The organism is Rhodococcoides kyotonense (genome assembly GCF_900188125.1).
Classification (GTDB): Bacteria; Actinomycetota; Actinomycetes; order Mycobacteriales; family Mycobacteriaceae; genus Rhodococcoides; species Rhodococcoides kyotonense.
Genome location: NZ_FZOW01000010.1, coordinates 144,086 through 159,531, shown reverse-complemented (window position 1 = coordinate 159,531; position 15,446 = coordinate 144,086). Strand labels below are relative to the sequence as shown.

Annotated in this window: 18 protein-coding genes; 9 read left to right on the top strand and 9 right to left on the bottom strand. The window is 64.1% G+C overall.

Going from position 1 to position 15,446, the window contains the following annotated elements:
* Nucleotides 1–149: 149 nt before the first annotated feature.
* Entirely contained in the window at nt 150–611 is a 462-nt protein-coding gene (locus tag CHB96_RS17665) for a DUF5318 domain-containing protein (protein WP_089248578.1), read from the bottom strand.
* 57 nt (nt 612–668) lie between these two features.
* Here CHB96_RS17665 and CHB96_RS17660 point away from each other — a divergent pair, with 57 nt between their 5' ends.
* From CHB96_RS17660 to CHB96_RS17645, 4 genes are all read left to right on the top strand, one after another.
* Nucleotides 669–1,484: a DUF1707 SHOCT-like domain-containing protein gene (locus CHB96_RS17660; protein WP_245865825.1), complete on the top strand. Its 816-nt coding sequence runs from the start codon at nt 669–671 to the stop codon at nt 1,482–1,484.
* A gap of 8 nt (nt 1,485–1,492) precedes the next feature.
* Nucleotides 1,493–2,332, top strand: a complete 840-nt coding sequence (locus CHB96_RS17655; RefSeq protein ID WP_089248576.1) for a DUF1707 SHOCT-like domain-containing protein — start codon at nt 1,493–1,495, stop codon at nt 2,330–2,332.
* A gap of 124 nt (nt 2,333–2,456) precedes the next feature.
* Nucleotides 2,457–3,038, top strand: coding sequence for a PadR family transcriptional regulator (locus tag CHB96_RS17650; protein ID WP_089248769.1), 582 nt, complete (start codon nt 2,457–2,459; stop codon nt 3,036–3,038).
* Nucleotides 3,031–4,107 (top strand): inositol-3-phosphate synthase, encoded by a 1,077-nt coding sequence (locus CHB96_RS17645; RefSeq protein ID WP_089248574.1) that lies wholly within the window; start codon nt 3,031–3,033, stop codon nt 4,105–4,107. Before CHB96_RS17650 ends, CHB96_RS17645 begins: the two co-directional genes overlap by 8 nt.
* A 68-nt stretch (nt 4,108–4,175) precedes the next feature.
* On the opposite strand, the gene CHB96_RS17640 is transcribed toward CHB96_RS17645, so the two are convergent.
* Genes CHB96_RS17640 through CHB96_RS17630 form a run of 3 tightly spaced genes read right to left on the bottom strand, consistent with a single transcriptional unit; the run spans nt 4,176 to nt 6,993 of the window.
* Nucleotides 4,176–5,225: a PDR/VanB family oxidoreductase gene (locus CHB96_RS17640; protein ID WP_089248572.1), complete on the bottom strand. Its 1,050-nt coding sequence runs from the start codon at nt 5,223–5,225 to the stop codon at nt 4,176–4,178.
* Complete coding sequence (locus CHB96_RS17635) at nt 5,222–6,100, bottom strand: metal-dependent hydrolase (RefSeq protein WP_089248570.1); 879 nt, start codon at nt 6,098–6,100, stop codon at nt 5,222–5,224. Before CHB96_RS17635 ends, CHB96_RS17640 begins: the two co-directional genes overlap by 4 nt.
* Nucleotides 6,097–6,993 (bottom strand): alpha/beta fold hydrolase, encoded by an 897-nt coding sequence (locus tag CHB96_RS17630; protein ID WP_089248568.1) that lies wholly within the window; start codon nt 6,991–6,993, stop codon nt 6,097–6,099. The genes CHB96_RS17635 and CHB96_RS17630 overlap by 4 nt, the downstream gene beginning before the upstream one ends.
* Nucleotides 6,994–7,128: 135 nt before the next feature.
* On the opposite strand from CHB96_RS17630, the gene CHB96_RS17625 reads away from it, so the two are divergent.
* Together CHB96_RS17625 and CHB96_RS17620 are read left to right on the top strand one after the other, a co-directional pair.
* A complete protein-coding gene (locus CHB96_RS17625; RefSeq protein ID WP_089248566.1) occupies nt 7,129–7,800 on the top strand; it encodes a TetR/AcrR family transcriptional regulator in 672 nt (223 codons plus the stop codon).
* A 22-nt stretch (nt 7,801–7,822) separates the two neighbouring features.
* A complete protein-coding gene (locus CHB96_RS17620) occupies nt 7,823–8,239 on the top strand; it encodes a GNAT family N-acetyltransferase (protein ID WP_089248564.1) in 417 nt (138 codons plus the stop codon).
* 99 nt (nt 8,240–8,338) lie between these two features.
* Here the strand turns inward: CHB96_RS17620 and CHB96_RS29725 are convergent, their stop codons facing one another.
* The 4 genes from CHB96_RS29725 to CHB96_RS17605 are packed head-to-tail and all read right to left on the bottom strand — an operon-like array spanning nt 8,339 to nt 11,711.
* Nucleotides 8,339–8,515: a hypothetical protein gene (locus CHB96_RS29725; protein ID WP_176444350.1), complete on the bottom strand. Its 177-nt coding sequence runs from the start codon at nt 8,513–8,515 to the stop codon at nt 8,339–8,341.
* The gene (locus CHB96_RS17615) at nt 8,512–9,333 is read right to left on the bottom strand and encodes a carbohydrate ABC transporter permease (RefSeq protein WP_089248562.1); all 822 of its coding nucleotides are present in this window, start codon (nt 9,331–9,333) and stop codon (nt 8,512–8,514) included. Before CHB96_RS17615 ends, CHB96_RS29725 begins: the two co-directional genes overlap by 4 nt.
* Nucleotides 9,330–10,412, bottom strand: coding sequence for a carbohydrate ABC transporter permease (locus tag CHB96_RS17610; protein ID WP_176444349.1), 1,083 nt, complete (start codon nt 10,410–10,412; stop codon nt 9,330–9,332). Before CHB96_RS17610 ends, CHB96_RS17615 begins: the two co-directional genes overlap by 4 nt.
* Before the next feature lie 27 nt (nt 10,413–10,439).
* Nucleotides 10,440–11,711, bottom strand: a complete 1,272-nt coding sequence (locus tag CHB96_RS17605; protein WP_089248558.1) for an ABC transporter substrate-binding protein — start codon at nt 11,709–11,711, stop codon at nt 10,440–10,442.
* Between the two features lie 185 nt (nt 11,712–11,896).
* Between CHB96_RS17605 and CHB96_RS17600 the strand changes: the two genes are divergently transcribed.
* The 3 genes from CHB96_RS17600 to CHB96_RS17590 are packed head-to-tail and all read left to right on the top strand — an operon-like array spanning nt 11,897 to nt 14,918.
* On the top strand, nt 11,897–12,715 hold the full coding sequence (locus CHB96_RS17600; RefSeq protein ID WP_089248767.1) for a DUF2786 domain-containing protein: 819 nt from the start codon (nt 11,897–11,899) through the stop codon (nt 12,713–12,715).
* A 23-nt stretch (nt 12,716–12,738) separates the two neighbouring features.
* Nucleotides 12,739–13,929 carry a sensor histidine kinase gene (locus tag CHB96_RS17595; protein WP_245865822.1) on the top strand — a complete coding sequence of 397 codons (1,191 nt, stop codon included), beginning with the start codon at nt 12,739–12,741 and terminating at the stop codon, nt 13,927–13,929.
* Entirely contained in the window at nt 13,926–14,918 is a 993-nt protein-coding gene (locus tag CHB96_RS17590) for a DUF8320 family protein (RefSeq protein WP_089248765.1), read from the top strand. The genes CHB96_RS17595 and CHB96_RS17590 overlap by 4 nt, the downstream gene beginning before the upstream one ends.
* Nucleotides 14,919–14,922: 4 nt before the next feature.
* Here the strand turns inward: CHB96_RS17590 and CHB96_RS17585 are convergent, their stop codons facing one another.
* A complete protein-coding gene (locus CHB96_RS17585) occupies nt 14,923–15,441 on the bottom strand; it encodes a hypothetical protein (protein ID WP_089248554.1) in 519 nt (172 codons plus the stop codon).
* Between the last annotated feature and the right edge of the window lie 5 nt (nt 15,442–15,446).

Below are 15,446 nucleotides of genomic sequence, written 5' to 3'. Positions count from 1 at the left end.
CGTCGACCGGGATCCGAAGGTCGCCTGGGGTCGCGATCTCCGGAGTGGCCACCCGGCTGGTTGTCGTAGGGGTTACTCACGTACAGGTCTCCAGTGGTTGCGGCAGGCACATCCGTATGCCGACCGGTTTGCGCAGCGAAGCGATTGTGTCACTCACTCGCTGTTCGACGGTTCGGTTGGCGGGATCCCGAGCGCGACCGCCTCGGCCGCTTGGGAGCAGGGACTGCACCCATCACGTACGACTGGACCAGATGGTTCCAGCTGCAGGATCGACACACCTCGACGACATGCACCGAGAACTCTTCCTGCGTCGCAGCGAGCCGGACCAATTCGTCCGACGTGCGGGCAGAGCCCGACAACGGACCCAGTTTCTCCCCGAAGACCCACGACACATGCGTGAGCTGTTCCTTCCGGCAGATCGGGCAGACCACGTCGCTTCCACGGCCGTGGAACTTGGCTGCACGCAGAAGATAGGGGTCGGCATCGCACACGGCGCTGACGCCGGTCCTGCCCGAATAGACCTCGGCGAGCAGCGACCGTCGCTGAAGGGCGTAGTCCACCACCTGTCGCTGAAGTCGCACGCTGACCAGAGTACGTGCGGCCACGGACATACGGGCCGGCCGCCGTCGGTGCTGTCCGTTCTCCGGCCCTGAAACTATGCTCCACCTGTGCCGACACGACTGTCTCCGTCCACGCGAGCGAGAGATGTCGATCGTGCCGACGCAGCTGCCACACTCGACGAGGCACACACCGACGGCCAGCTGTCGGACGACGAGCATCGGGCACGCGTCGACCTGGCCATGGAGGCCGGGACGCTCGGCGACCTGCATGCCTTGATCGAGGACCTGCAGAACGCGTCGAAGCTGACGCTCGTCTCGGGCCCGATCGAGCCCACCCACCCGGTCCGGACGGCCCGCGCGTCGCGCATCGGGTTCCTGGCCGTCGTCGTCCCGCTTCTCGGGGCCCTCGTGGCCATCGGGTTCGGAATTCGATCGTGCGCCACGGGCGGCGATTCGGCGTCGTACGGCGACATGGGTTACCAGAACCCCGCCGTCGTGGCGGACATCGCACGAGCAGTGCAGGAGAAGGCCGGCACGACCGTCGTCGACAGTCTGTCGCTTTTTCCCGAGTACGGAATCGTTCGGGCGCCGGCTCCGGGGGTTCCGCAGAAGCAGGTCACGTACGACTACAGAGACGGCGTTCTCGAAGATTTCGACGACGCGTGGTCGAGGTCACGCGAGGCAGACGAGCCTCAGGTCGATCTGACCACGGTCGATCTCCAGAAGATCGCGGGTGTCGTCGCCGGAGCGGCACAGAGCTTGAATCTGTCGCGCGTCGACGATCTCACCATTCTGATCCGCGGCAACTCGGACGGTCCCGAAGTACTGATCAGCGCCGACAACACCGACGAGGAGAGCGGGACCATGAGCGTCGACCCGTCGGGCAATTTCTTGTACGTCACTCCATTTCGGTTCGGCGAATAGGACATTCGGTGGCTTCGAACGATCACGTATCCCTGCGCGCCCGCGACCTCGACCGCGCACTGACCTCGACGGCGCTCGATCAGGCGTATGCCGAGGGCCAGCTGACCGTCGACGAACACCGTGCGCGCACCGACGCGGCTCGGTCGGCAGTCACGCTCGGTGAACTGCATTCGCTCGTCGGCGATCTTCAGCTCGATGTCGACCTTCCGGAACCTACTCCGCGACAGTCGAAATCGAGGACCCCGATCACACTCGCGCTCGGCTCGGCTGCCGCGGTCGTCGTTGCCGCGGCCGTGGTGTTCGCGTGGACGAACGGGGACGACGCGACCGAGGCCGTCGCCGCTCCGGCTGCGCCGTCGGTCTCGATTCCACTTCCGGAATCCGTGACGCCGATCGTGGCGCAGCCGTTCGTGTTCGACACGGCGGAAGGACTCGACGACTTCCGAGCCCGATACATCGAACGCTTCGGCAGCTCCGAGGTGGTGGAACTGAGCATCCAGGTCGACGACGACAACCGTGCGGACGTGTACCGCCTGAACGCCGAGGGACGCGTCGAACGGATCATGGTCAACGGCGGTTTCGATCCGTATCGAGACACGGATCTGCGCGACGAGGGCCAGGTGCCGTTCGACTGGAATCTCCTGGATTCTGCCGTCGTGGCGGGCGTCATCGCAGGCGCCCCGGAGACTGTCGGAGCCCCGCAGGGCACACCCGATTGGGTGACGATCGACAATGACGAAGGAAGACAACGCATTTCGGTCTCCGTGGACGTTCCCGATCTCCGCGGCGGACGCGTCGAAACCGATTTCGCGGGAAATTCGACGTACGTGTCACCGGCGACCAACTAGGTCTTTATGTCTTAACAAGGTAACTTGTCGCTATGTATGTACATATATCGGCGCGATACATTTTGTGTATATGCTCGGATATCGCATCAGGTTGTGCGGTTCCGACATCGGGGAGGAGATGAGCATGCTCGAGCTCGCAATTCTCGGCTTGCTCCTCGAAGCTCCGATGCACGGATACGAGCTTCGTAAGCGTCTGACGGGTCTCCTCGGAGCCTTCAGGGCGTTCTCGTACGGGTCTCTGTATCCCGCCCTGCGTCGTCTCCAAGCGGACGGACTCATCGCCGAGGACGCAGGACCCGACACGCTCGTCAAGCGTCGTGCTCGTCGGGTCTACGAGCTGACCCCACTCGGAAAGCAGCGCTTCGCCGAGCTGGTGGCAGACACCGGACCGCAGAACTACACCGACGACGGATTCGGCGTGCACCTCGCCTTCTTCAGTCGCACACCGGCGGAAGCACGGATGCGCATCCTCGAAGGCAGGCGCCGCCAGGTCGAAGAGCGCCGCGAGGGGCTCCGAGAGGCAGTCGATCGTGCCAGCGGCACGCTCGATCGCTACACCCGTCAGCTCCACCAACTCGGCCTCGAGTCCAGCGAACGAGAAGTGCGCTGGCTCAACGAGGTGATCGCAGCGGAGCAGGCAGGACCGTCCGTAACCGAAAATCCGACAAGCGTTTCGAAGAACGAAGGAGAACCCGACCATGGGTGAGAACAGCATTCGCGTAGCCATTGTGGGTGTGGGCAACTGCGCCTCCTCCCTTGTTCAGGGTGTCGAGTACTACAAGGACGCCGACGAGAACGTCACCGTTCCCGGCCTCATGCACGTCAAGTTCGGCAAGTACCACGTCCGCGACGTCGAGTTCGTCGCCGCTTTCGACGTGGACGCCAAGAAGGTCGGCTTCGACCTCTCGGACGCGATCTTCTCGAGCGAGAACAACACCATCAAGATCGCCGACGTCGCACCCAAGGACGTACAGGTTCTGCGCGGACCGACTCTCGACGGACTCGGAAAGTACTACCGCGAGACCATCACCGAAGCCGACGGCGATGCAGTCGACGTCGCACAGGCACTGCGTGACGCCAAGGTCGACGTCCTCGTCTCGTACCTGCCCGTCGGATCCGAAGAGGCCGACAAGTTCTACGCGCAGGCAGCAATCGACGCAGGCGTCGCGTTCGTCAACGCACTGCCCGTCTTCATCGCCAGCGACCCCGTCTGGGCCAAGAAGTTCACCGACGCAGGCGTTCCCATCGTCGGCGACGACATCAAGAGCCAGGTCGGTGCCACCATCACGCACCGCGTCATGGCAAAGCTGTTCGAGGACCGCGGAGTTCAGCTCGACCGCACCATGCAGCTCAACGTCGGTGGCAACATGGACTTCCTCAACATGCTCGAGCGCACGCGCCTCGAGTCGAAGAAGATCTCCAAGACTCAGGCCGTCACGTCGAACCTGCAGCGCGAGTTCAACACCAAGGACGTCCACATCGGACCGTCCGACCACGTCGGCTGGCTCGACGACCGCAAGTGGGCCTACGTCCGCCTCGAAGGCCGCGCCTTCGGTGACGTGCCGCTGAACCTCGAATACAAGCTCGAAGTGTGGGATTCGCCCAACTCCGCAGGCGTCATCATCGACGCCGTGCGTGCAGCGAAGATCGCCCTCGACCGCGGCATCGGTGGACCGGTCATCCCGGCCTCGGCCTACCTGATGAAGAGCCCGCCGAAGCAGTTGCCCGACGACGTCGCTCGTACGCAGCTCGAAGCGTTCATCATCGACGCTTAGGCCGCTTCGCGGCATGTGCACGAAAATCCATAGCCCACTATGTATTTTCGTGCACATGCGCGTAGCGCCTAGAGATCGAGCACGACTTTTTCGCCGTCGGAACGCTCGGTGCAGATGAGCATGCCGTCGGGCCTGCCTGCCGCAGGCACACGGCACGTTCCGCAGAATCCCTGACGGCAGGAATACGCGACGTTGGGGCGAAAGGGCTTGACCGCGTCCAGGATCGACTTGTCAGCAGGGACCGTGATGCGCTGACCGGTGAGACTCAGCTCGACGTCGAACTGCACGCCGTTCACGATCGGCGGTGCGGAGAATCGCTCGAAGTGGAACTCCGCACCGGGGTCCACTCCGCGACTCAACGCCCCGATCATCGGCATCGGGCCGCAGGCGTAGATCGCCGAATTCTCGTTCGATCCACGCAGAAGTGTTGCAGCAGAGGGATGGCCGTCGACATCGTCGGTCACGACGGTGACACGATCACCGAACTCGACGAGTTCGCCCAAGAACGGCAACGACTCTCGACTTCGGCCCGTGTAGACCATCGACCAGTCCAGATCGAGTCGGTGGGCAAGCCGCATCATCGGCAGGATCGGTGTGATTCCGATGCCACCTGCCACGAAATGGAGATGGTCGGCCGACGACCCATGCCCCGGCACAGCAAATGCGAAAGCGTTGCGCGGGCCTCGAATCGTGATCCTGCTCCCGACGCGCAACTGGTGCATCTCGATCGAGCCACCGTCGCCGTCGGGTATGCGACGCACCGCAATTCGGTACTTCGTGCTGTCAGCTGGATCTCCGCACAGCGAATACTGCCGCAGTCGCCCCGACGGTAGTTCCACATCGATGTGCGCACCCGGCCGCCACGACGGCAACTCGCCGGCCCCAGCCAAAGTGAGACCGACGACGTTCTCGTCGTATGCCTCCACCGTCCGACCGACGACGGTCACGGAGATCCGCCGGTCGTTCCGCTCTCCCACCACGTCCTTGCGATGCCACAGATGCAGAGAATGCATGTGCGCGTTCATCAGTCGCTCCAGCACACGAAGCAGCGGATCTCGCTCGCGACGGCCGTACAGGTCGCCGGGCATGGCGTCGGGCACCGGTAGTGTGAAGCTCATCGGTGAGCCGCCCGCGCGGCGGGAGATTTCGCGAGATAGGCGATCGCCTGCGCCGTGCTTCCCTCGTTCTCGGGGCTGTACGACGGTTTCAGATATCGCGCAACACCTTTCGTCATTCTACCGAGAGACGGCAGAGCGCCTCGACGCGTGGCGGACATCCATCCGAGCCAGAGCGCCACATATCCGCGGTTCTTCAGATTCGGATCTTGCGTGACGATGTACCGCGTGCCACGGAGCAGAAGCACCAGGAACCCCAGAAATGCGATGACCATTGCGACGTTTCGCCGGACGTATCCGACGCCGAAGTACATCGCCACGTCGTGAGCTACGTTGCGGTGCTCCACTTCTTCTGCGCCGTGCCACCGGTACAGATCGATCATCGTTGCGTCGCCGCCCAATTCGTCCCAATGCGAATTCAGCGCGTAGTCGCCCAGGAATGCCGTCAGGTGCTCGATGGCACCGATCATCGCGATCCGCTCGACCAGTTGTTGCTTCTGTGCCTTGGGAGACAACGCGGGCCGCGGTCCGAGCACCTTCCGCATGATGTACTCGGCGTGCGCGGCGAACGGCCTTGGATCGACCCCGTGCGCGTCGAGATAGTCGTACAGCACGACGTTGTGCGTCTCCGCGTGCATGGCTTCCTGACCGATGAATCCGAGAACGTCCTCGCGTAGTTTCGCGTCGGCGATCAACGGCAACGCCTCGGTGTACGTGGCGCAGAACCACCGTTCACCCTCGGGCAGAAGCAGATTCAGAGCGCTGACGGTATGCGATGCGATCGGTTCGGTGGGCATCCAGTGCAGTGGCGTGGACGACCAGTCGAAGGTCACGTTGCGTGCTTGCAGCGAGACTTCACCTGGGTCATGTGAATTCACGACGAGATCCTTTCGATGAACGACGCGGTGGCGGTCGCGACGAAGTCCGGATTCTTCAGCGGAAGCCAATGGCCTGAGCGCACATCCGTTCTGCTGACCCGGGAGACCCATCGCTCGATGCCGTCGAACGAGGCGCGCCGTATCGCGGGGTCACGTTTCGGCACCAGCAGCTGGACCGGCACGTGGGTGTAGCGCTCGTCGGGGCGCAGGATCTTGCGTGGAATGTTCGCCCGGTAGATGCGCAGACCCCGAATCATGTCCTGCTGCAGCGTGTCTGCAAGGTGGATGTTCTTGGATGGGACACGCTCGAAGACACGAAGGGCAAGGGACCACGTCCACCGTCGTCCGAAGACTCGAAAGGCGACGCGCGGCAGCACACCCGACATGAAGAACAGCGTGTAGACACCGGACGTAAGCTGAGTGGCCATCTGCCACAGGCCTTTCGGCGTCGTCGATGCTCGTCTCATCCATGTGCCGAGATGATCCAGGCTGGGACCGGAGATCGACGTGAACGATGCGATGCGCGCCTCGGCGCCGGGCTCGCAGATCGCTTCCCACACCTGGACCGAGCCCCAGTCGTGGGCGAGTACGTGCACGGGCGTCGATCCTGCAACGGCGTCGACGACTGCCATGAAGTCGTCGGCCAGTTGCTCGAGACGCATCTCCGCGACGGTCCCCGTTCCGGTCGACTGCCCGTGGCCGCGGGTGTCGTACGAGATCACGCGAAAGCGGTCGACAAGACGCGGTACGACGCCATCCCACAGGTGGTGGGTGTCCGGCCACCCGTGGACCAGCACGAGCGTCGGCCCGTCGCGGTTGCCGTTCTCGTACACGGCAAGCTCGGCGCCGTCGACGTACACCGATCCGACGTGCCGTTCTCTCTCGATGGTCATGCCCTACTCCAGATCGTTGTTACCGCCAGTACGATAAACGTTACCGGCGGTACGGCTAACATGACGATCCACCACTTCCGACGTCACTGTCAAGGCTTGCTCACCTCTACCTGCGGTAACGCCTACGATGAAGCGATGCCGACGTCGCGAGATCCGGAAGCCCGCAGGACACACATCCGCGAAGAGTTCGTGGATGCAGCGTTCCGCGTCCTCGACAACCAGGGCCCGAACCCGAGCATGAACGACATCGCCCGCGAGGCCGGCACCACCAAGCCCCGGCTCTACCGCCAGTTCGCGGACAAGGCGGACCTCTACAGCGCCGTCGCGCAGCGCATGGCCGACGAGGTCTACGAACTCGCGGTCTCCGATTTCAACTTCCTGCTCGACGCGCCCTCCTCGGCCCTGAAACACGCGATCAGCGGATATGCACACGTCGTCGCGCAGCATCCGAACGTGTTTCGCTTCCTCGCGCAATCGCGGTCGGTACCCGAGGGTTCGGGAGTGGCGCCGCCGCTCGATATCGGCCGGGACATCGCGTCGCGCTTCACGGGAGTTGCGACGTCGATACTCAAATCGGTCGACGCCGACACCGAGGGCATCGACTACGCGTGCAGAGCAGCGGTCGGCGTCCTACTGGCAGCGACGGACCTGTGGCTCGAGGATTCCGACGTCGACCCCGCTCATTTCGTCGAGAATGTCACCGACCTGGTCTGGGGCGTGCTCGACGCGTTCCTGCGGCGCAAGAAGATCGACCTCGACGCCGATGAGCCCATCTTCGTCACGCTCGCCAGGCTGAAGGGGGAGTAGTGGGGAGGGAAGGAGAACATCCATGACGCACTACCGACGGTTGGGCCGAGGCGACACCGCCGTCGTGCTGGCCGCACCCCATCTGTTCGACGCGCCGCCGACGCAGGCTTGGACCGACCGCTTCCTGACCGCGGCCGGCCACCATCTGATCTTTGCGTTCGACGGTGACACTGCCGTCGGCTTCGTGTCGGGTGTCGAGATGACTCACCCCGACAAGGGGACCGAGATGTTCCTGTACGAGTTGGGCGTCGACGAACCTGCTCGCGGCCGTGGGATCGGGCGCGCGCTGGCACAGGCTCTCGTCGAACTGGCTCGTGAGCTCGGGTGTTACGGCGCGTGGACCGGCACCGAACACGACAACGAGCGGGCGTTGCGTACCTACCGGGGAACGGGCGCCTCCGCGGAACCAGGCACGACCATCCTGGTGTGGGAGCTCTAGCTTCCCGGCACTGTGCGGAAGCTTCGAGCGCGCACGTTGCAGCGGGCGCGCAGCCTGCAACCTGCGCGCTGGCTGGAACCTGCGCGGGCCAGGCGGACGTCAGGCCCTGATCTTGCGCACCACGAGCCAGAGGGCGACGAGCAGACCGAGCAACACCGCCGACGCCGTCATGCTCGGCTCCCCACGCACGATGCCCGCGACGGCAGCGACGAGCGCCATGAGTGCGAAGAACCCGAGGATGCCCGCGACGAGTTGGAGGTGATCCTGTGCGGTCACGACTTCACGCCGCCCGCCGTCAGCCCGGAGATGATGCGGCGCTGGAAGATCAGCACCATGACGACGAGCGGGATGGCGACGATGGTGCCCGCGGCCATGATCGCCGCATAGGGCACCACATGTGGGTCGTTACCCGAGAACCGTGCGATCGCGACGGTGACGGGTTCGGTCTTGTCGCTCGAAAGTTGGCTCGCAAGAAGGTATTCGTTGACCGCAGCGATGAATGCGAGGATCGCGGTGGTGAACAATGCAGGCGCAGCGAGCGGCAGCATGATCAACCGGAACGCCTGGAAGCGTCCCGCACCGTCGATGCGCGCGGCTTCCTCGAGTTCCCACGGGAGCTCGGCGAAGAACGCCGTCAACGTGTAGATGGTCAGCGGCAGCACGAACGAAATGTTCGGGATGATCATCGCCTGGTAGCTGCCGATCCACCCGATGTTCGTGAAGAACTGGAACAGCGGCGTCACGAGAGCGACGACCGGGAACATCGATGCACCGAGGACGATGCCGACGACGACGTACTTGAATCGGAAGTCGATGCGGGAGAGCGCATATGCCGAGAAGATGCCGATGACGAGACCGACGAGTGTCGTTGCCGCACCGATGATCAGACTGTTGCCGACGGCCCGCAGAAAGTTGTTGCCGTTGCTCGTCGACAGTGCGTTGGAGAAATTCTCCAGCGTGACGTGCGTCGGCCACGGGGTTGTGTCGAAGGTGTACCGCGGATCGCGCAACGCGGTGACGACCATCCAATAGAACGGTGCGAGACCCCAGACGAGAATGATCACGACACCGACGTAGATGCGTGCTGACTTCATCGGATGTCACCTTTGCGCTGATTCTCCTGCGTCGCAACGGCATTGGCGCCCAGGAACTTCACCAGGACGAACGCGACGATGAAGATCATGATGAACGAGATGGTCGACAGCGCCGCGGCGCTGTTGAATCCCTGACGGATCTGGTCGACGACGAGAATCGAGATGGTCCGTGTCGCCGGGTTGCCTTCGGTGAGGATGGCCGGAAGGTCGTACATACGAAGCGCATCCATCGTCCGGAACAGAATCGCGACCATCAAGGCAGGCTTGACGAGCGGCAGTGTGATCTTGGTGAACCGCTGCCATGCCGACGCACCGTCGACACGTGCCGCCTCGTAGACGTCGGACGGAATCATCTGCAGCCCAGCGAGAATCAACAGGGCCATGAACGGCGTGGTCTTCCAGACGTCGGCGATGATGACCGCGAATCGCGCAGGCCAAGCGTCACCGGTCCACAGGATGTTCGTGCCGAGAATCTTGTTGGCGATACCGTCGTACGCGAAGATGAAGTACCACAGCTTCGCGGTCACAGCGGTCGGGATCGCCCACGGAATCAAGATCGCCGCACGCAGCAACGCTCGGCCTGCGAAGGTCTTGCCCATGATGACGGCCATCGCGAAACCGATGACCACCTCGATGGACACCGTCACGACGGTGAAGAACGCCGTGTTTCCGACGGCTTCCCAGAATTGCGATCCGAGAGTGCCTGGAGGACAGGGCACGAGAGTGCCCGACGCCGACGTGCACTGCTGCAGGATCCAGTGCGTGTAGTTGGAGAATCCCGCGCTGCCACCTTGGACGAACATACCCGTCGCGGGATCGAGTCCTTGGTCCTTCTGGAAGGACATGACGACGGCCCGAATCACGGGGTAGGCGATGACGACCGCCAGGATCACCAGCGTCGGCGCAATCAGCAACCACGCTCGGCCGGACGTGAGTCCGAACGACAGCTTCTTCTCGGTGCGTGCATGCCGACCCGATGGGGTCACTCCGCCGGCTGCGCTCCCGCCGCGGCCGGGGGAATCTCCCCCGGCCGCGGTCGTCGGTGCAGCCCCACTGGTTTCACCAGTAGGAACAGCCATGAATTCTCCTGAGTAACGAGAGCGGACTTAGTTGGAGCTTGCCGACTCGATACCGGCCTGCATGTCCTCGATGGCCTGGTCCACGGTCTTCTCACCCTTGATGGCAGCGAAAGCGTTGTCCTGCACGGCCTTCGACACTGCCGGGTAGAACGGGGTGACCGGACGCGGAACTGCGTTCGCGATCGACTCCTTCAGCGCCGGGAGATACGGCATCTCGGCGATGAGGGCCGGGTCGTCGTACAGCGAGCCGAACACGGGAGGCAGTGCACCCTCGGCGATGATGCGCTGCGCCTGCTCGCCCTGCAGGAAACGCAGGAAGTCGGCGGCAGTGGCCTTGTTCTCCGAGTACGCACTGATGGCCGCGTTGTATCCACCGAGCGTGGACGTACCGACGCCGGTGACGCCCGGCAGCGGTGCCACTGCGTACTTGCCTGCGACCGCGGAGCCTTCCTTGGCTGCGGTGCCGTAGACGTACGGCCAGTTGCGCAGGTACAGGGCCTTGCCGTCCTCGAATGCCTGCTGGCTCTCGGGCTCCTTGAACGTGGTGTCCTGCGCCGGAATAACGCCGGATTCGAATGCCGTCACCAGTGCCTGCAGACCGGCCTTGGCCTCGGGGCTGTTGACCGTCGGGGTCTTGCCGTCGTCGCCGACGAACGATCCGCCGTGTGCGTTGATGATCTCCGACGTGTTGACCGTCAGGCCTTCGTACGACGCGAATTGTCCTGCATAGCAATCGATGTTGTTTTCGACGGCGACGGTGCAGCTCGCGTTGAGCTCGTCCCACGTGGTGGGGGCGGCAGGCACGAGGTCGCTGCGGTAGAACAGCAGGCCACCATTGGTGTTCTTCGGTGCCGCGTACTGCGTGCCGTTGTAGGTGGCACTCTCGACCGTCGCCGGGAGGATGCCCGCGTTGTCCAGCGCGAACTCGCCTTCGAGCGGCACGAGCCAACCCTTGGCGGCGAACTCGGCGGTCCAGATGACGTCGAGTGCCATGACGTCGTAGTCGCTCTGCTGCGCCTGCAGGTGCTGGACCAGATCGTCGTGTGCCTGGTCGGCATCGTTCGACTGCTCTTTGAAGGTGACCTGCTCGTCCGGGTTGGCGGCGTTCCACTCGTCGATGATCTGACGGACGACACCGGTCTCCGTCGTGTCCTTGCCCTCGACGTAGGTGATGGGGCCACGGCCGTCGGTGTTTTCCGACGCGGAATCGGTCGAGCCGCTGTCACTGGAACATGCGGTGATCGTCAGCAGCGTTGCAGCTGTCGCCAGCACCGCGGCCTTCGAGATCAAAGACGCCATTAGTCTCTCCACTTGCTTCGTACATCGTGGTACGCGCGGGCAGCGTCACACGGCAGTACCGAATGTGCCGCCCCCCACGCACATGTCGATAGGCACTTTGGCACACAACTCACCCGAAAGGGGTGATTACGGCAAAGCTGAATCGGTCAACATCGCTGTCGGTGTCGCGGGGTACCGTCACGCGCGTGAGTTCCGAGAAGATGCTGACCCGCATCGGCGGGCTTCTACGCCAGGCGGAGTCGACCGACAATCCGCACGAGGCCGAGGCGTTCATGGAAGCCGCCCAGCGGCTGGCCACGTCGTCGTCCATCGATCTTGCTGTCGCGCGCTCGCACAGCGCGTCTCGCGAGAAACAGGCGACGCCGTCGCAACGCGTCGTCGATATCGGTGAGCCCGGCAAGCGCGGACTCAAGACGTTCGTGCACCTGTTCGTGTCCATCGCGTTCGCCAACGACGTGAAGTGCGACGTGGCGCGGACGTCGACGCAGGTGTTCGCGTTCGGGTACGACTCGGACATCGATACGTGCGAGGCGCTGTATTCGAGTCTGCTGATTCAGATGGTTCGCGCGTCGGATGCGTACATCAAGTCCGGTGCCTACAAGAACGAGACGGCGGTTCGTACCGTCGTCGAAAAGATCGGGCGCCGACGCTACAAGCGTCAGGAGACGGTCATCGTCGCACCGGTCACTGGGCGGCTCAATTTTCAGACCGCGTTCGCCGAACGTATCGGCAAACGGCTCGAGTCGGTGAAGAAGGAGGCCGAGGCTGCAGCCATCGCCGAGGAACAGGCGAATGCCGGCACTGCGATCGCGCTGCGCAACAAGGAAGTCGAGCTGCAGGACTACTATTCGTCCACGTCCACTGCGCGGGGCACGTGGAAACGACAGAGCGCAGGTGCCGGTTACTCTCACGGTGCTCGGTCGGCCGGTGATCGTGCGGGACGCGCGGCTCGGCTCGGCGGTGAGACCGAGATCGGTCATGCGACAAGGCAGCTCGGACGCTGACGCACGGGTACTGTGGAGCAATCGTGAGGTGGGCGGACAGAACAAGAGGTGTCGCCGACGGCCAACGCATCCGCCTTCTGGTCGCGCGGTTCCTCGGCGTCGGATTCGTCGCATACCTCGTCGTGTCAGTGGTCGGGGTCGGCGAAGGCGCGCGGATTCTCGCGTGGTGGTGGACACCGCTTGCCTTGGTGCTCACGTTCGTACCGGGGTTGGCATTGTTGCTCGCCACCTACGTGGCTCCGCAGCGCATACCTCTCGCGGCTGGACTCGCTGCGATCGGACTCCCGCTGGCCGCTGTTCTGTGGCCGCTCGCCTGGAACGGCGACGTACTTCACGGCGCCGCAAGAAGCACCTGGCTATCTGCCATGTCGGGCATCGCCGGCTTGTGTGCCGCGCTCGTGTGGCGTCCGGCGGTGGCGTTCGTCGTCCAGTTCGTGGCATCGACGACGATCGCCGCCATCGATCAACTGGGTCTGTTCGGTTCGAACGTGTCGGTCCCCGATGTCGTCTTTGCCGCGACGTGGGCTTTCGGATTGAGTGCGGTGCTCACGACGGCGGTCATCGTGGCGCTGCGGACAGCCGCGATTCTCGACGCGACCAGGGAGTCCCTCGAACGCACTGCCGCCGACGCCGCCGCAGCGCAGGCGCGCGAACACGAGAAAGCACGATTCGACGCCCTGATCCACGACCGAGTGCTCGCGACGCTGCTGGGGACGACCCGTCCCGACGCCGACGGCCGAATCGCCGCGGAGGCGAGATCGGCACTGTTGGAACTCGACCGCGCCGTCGAACACCCGGGGCGTGACGGTGCCGTATCCGCCGAAGAATTCGTCGAACAGCTGAAAGTCGTTGTGTCCGAGGCATCCCACAGTGCTTCGATGTCGGTGTCCGTCGACGACGACCTGGCCGTGTATCCCGACGACGTCTTTTCGGCAGTCAGCGGCGCGACCGCCGAGGCGCTACGGAACAGCATCATGCACGCGGGTGTGGATGCCACGCGTCACGTCGTCGTCGCTCTGCGGCGTGGAGTTGCACGGGTGATCGTGACCGACACCGGTTGCGGATTCGACACCGCGGCGGTCGGCAAGGGTCGGCTCGGCATCGACGTCAGCATCGTCGGCCGAATGGCGAAGCTCGACGGCGGCAGCTCGGACGTTCGGAGCGACCGGGGTCAGGGCACGACCGTCGAACTCGAATGGACCGAACCATCGTGAGGTCGCTGCGAAACGATGCGTCGAGGATCATCGGGATGCAGTCGCGGGGTGCGTATGCGGTGGCAGGCCTGTTCGTCGCGTCGGCTGCGGTGGCCGTGTTCGGTCCGTCGAGCGGAAACACCGCCGTCGATTGCGTCGTCGTCGCGCTGTTCGCGGTGGGCGCGTTCCTCGTCGTCGCGGTCCCCGGAGATCCGTTGCCACTGTGGGCGACGCTGACGATCGTGGCGATACCGTCGATTCATTTCACGCTGTTGACCAGCGTCGTCGACGAGTCTGCGACGCAGACCCAGGCCGTGACCACCGCCGTCGGCGGAGGCGCTGCGCTGTGTGCCTTCGTGTGCGTGCGCGGGCGGATTCTCTTCGGCTGGGCCGGTGAGATCGTGGCGTTCGGCGTGTACTGGTACGCGGCACCCCACTTCACCACTGCAGCAAGCACTTTCGTCACCGGCGCGGGTGTGATGGTGATGGCGTCGTTCTTCGCGTATGTCGTCAGGCCCGCGGCCGCATCCATCTATGCACTGCGCGAGGAACGGGCACGGCAGGTCGCGGAGAAGGCAGCGGTCGACGCGGCCGAGCAGGAACGCGAACGTCAGCTCCTGAGGCTCGACGACCTGGTCAGACCGGTGCTCGGTCGCATAGCCGACCGAACACTCGACGACGCCTCCAGACGCGAGGCAGTCCTCGTCGAAGCCACGTTGCGAGACAGCATTCGCGCCAGAGCGCTCGATGTGCCGGGCATCGTCGCGTCTGCTCGCGCGGCGCGGGAACGGGGGGTCACCGTCCAACTGCTCGACGACGGGGGCCTCGACCTGCACGGCCCCGACGTCGCCGACGAGATCCGTCGCGCGGTCGTCACGCAATTGGATTGCACCGCAGAAGGTTCCATCACGGTGCGCATACTGCCGTCGGGTAGGCCGACACTCGCGGCCATCGTCGTCCAGACCGGGGATGACACCGAGCGCTACGAATTCCCGGCGCCGACACCGTAGCCCGTCAGGAGAAGATGACCGTGTTTCCGGTCGTCGAACAACGCAGTGGTGCGAACCCGGCACGGGTCGAGTCGACGCAGTCGAGCCAGAGGCGATTTCCTCTCGGGTCGATGTCGAGAACCACATCGACCTGCGCGGTGCGATACACCGGACCGACGATGACCAGCGCGAGCCGCATCGTCCCTCGGTTGGATTCGCACCGGCTGTCCCAGTAGTCGTATCGGGCGCTCACCTCGGCGACCGTTGTGCGGTCGAACAGCCTGTCCGGGACGTCGACGACATCCAGACACCGAACCGACGTGCCCTCGAAGAACACTCGATCGTTCGAGGTCAGCGGACCGAGATACTCGACGCGCAGTGGCGCCCTCATATCTCCTGGCGACGTCGTCGGATCCGACGAACCGAGATCGAGCGAGTCGAGGAAATCGGTGAGCGGCGAGGCTGCGGCCGCCGGTGCTGCGCCGATTGCCATGGTCGCTACGGCGCACAGGGCAACGAGGGCGACTCGGACCCGGTTCGTCATTGCTG

Excerpts from the sequence above, each read along its gene's own strand:
- CHB96_RS17625 (WP_089248566.1), top strand. The coding sequence starts at position 7,129 with ATGCCGACGTCGCGAGATCCGGAAGCCCGCAGGACACACATCCGCGAA.
- CHB96_RS17615 (WP_089248562.1), bottom strand. The coding sequence starts at position 9,333 with ATGAAGTCAGCACGCATCTACGTCGGTGTCGTGATCATTCTCGTCTGG.
- CHB96_RS17585 (WP_089248554.1), bottom strand. The coding sequence starts at position 15,441 with ATGACGAACCGGGTCCGAGTCGCCCTCGTTGCCCTGTGCGCCGTAGCG.
- CHB96_RS17650 (WP_089248769.1), top strand. The coding sequence starts at position 2,457 with ATGCTCGAGCTCGCAATTCTCGGCTTGCTCCTCGAAGCTCCGATGCAC.
- CHB96_RS17630 (WP_089248568.1), bottom strand. The coding sequence starts at position 6,993 with ATGACCATCGAGAGAGAACGGCACGTCGGATCGGTGTACGTCGACGGC.
- CHB96_RS17640 (WP_089248572.1), bottom strand. The coding sequence starts at position 5,225 with ATGAGCTTCACACTACCGGTGCCCGACGCCATGCCCGGCGACCTGTAC.
- CHB96_RS17610 (WP_176444349.1), bottom strand. The coding sequence starts at position 10,412 with ATGGCTGTTCCTACTGGTGAAACCAGTGGGGCTGCACCGACGACCGCG.
- CHB96_RS17605 (WP_089248558.1), bottom strand. The coding sequence starts at position 11,711 with ATGGCGTCTTTGATCTCGAAGGCCGCGGTGCTGGCGACAGCTGCAACG.
- CHB96_RS17620 (WP_089248564.1), top strand. The coding sequence starts at position 7,823 with ATGACGCACTACCGACGGTTGGGCCGAGGCGACACCGCCGTCGTGCTG.
- CHB96_RS17645 (WP_089248574.1), top strand. The coding sequence starts at position 3,031 with ATGGGTGAGAACAGCATTCGCGTAGCCATTGTGGGTGTGGGCAACTGC.
- CHB96_RS17665 (WP_089248578.1), bottom strand. The coding sequence starts at position 611 with ATGTCCGTGGCCGCACGTACTCTGGTCAGCGTGCGACTTCAGCGACAG.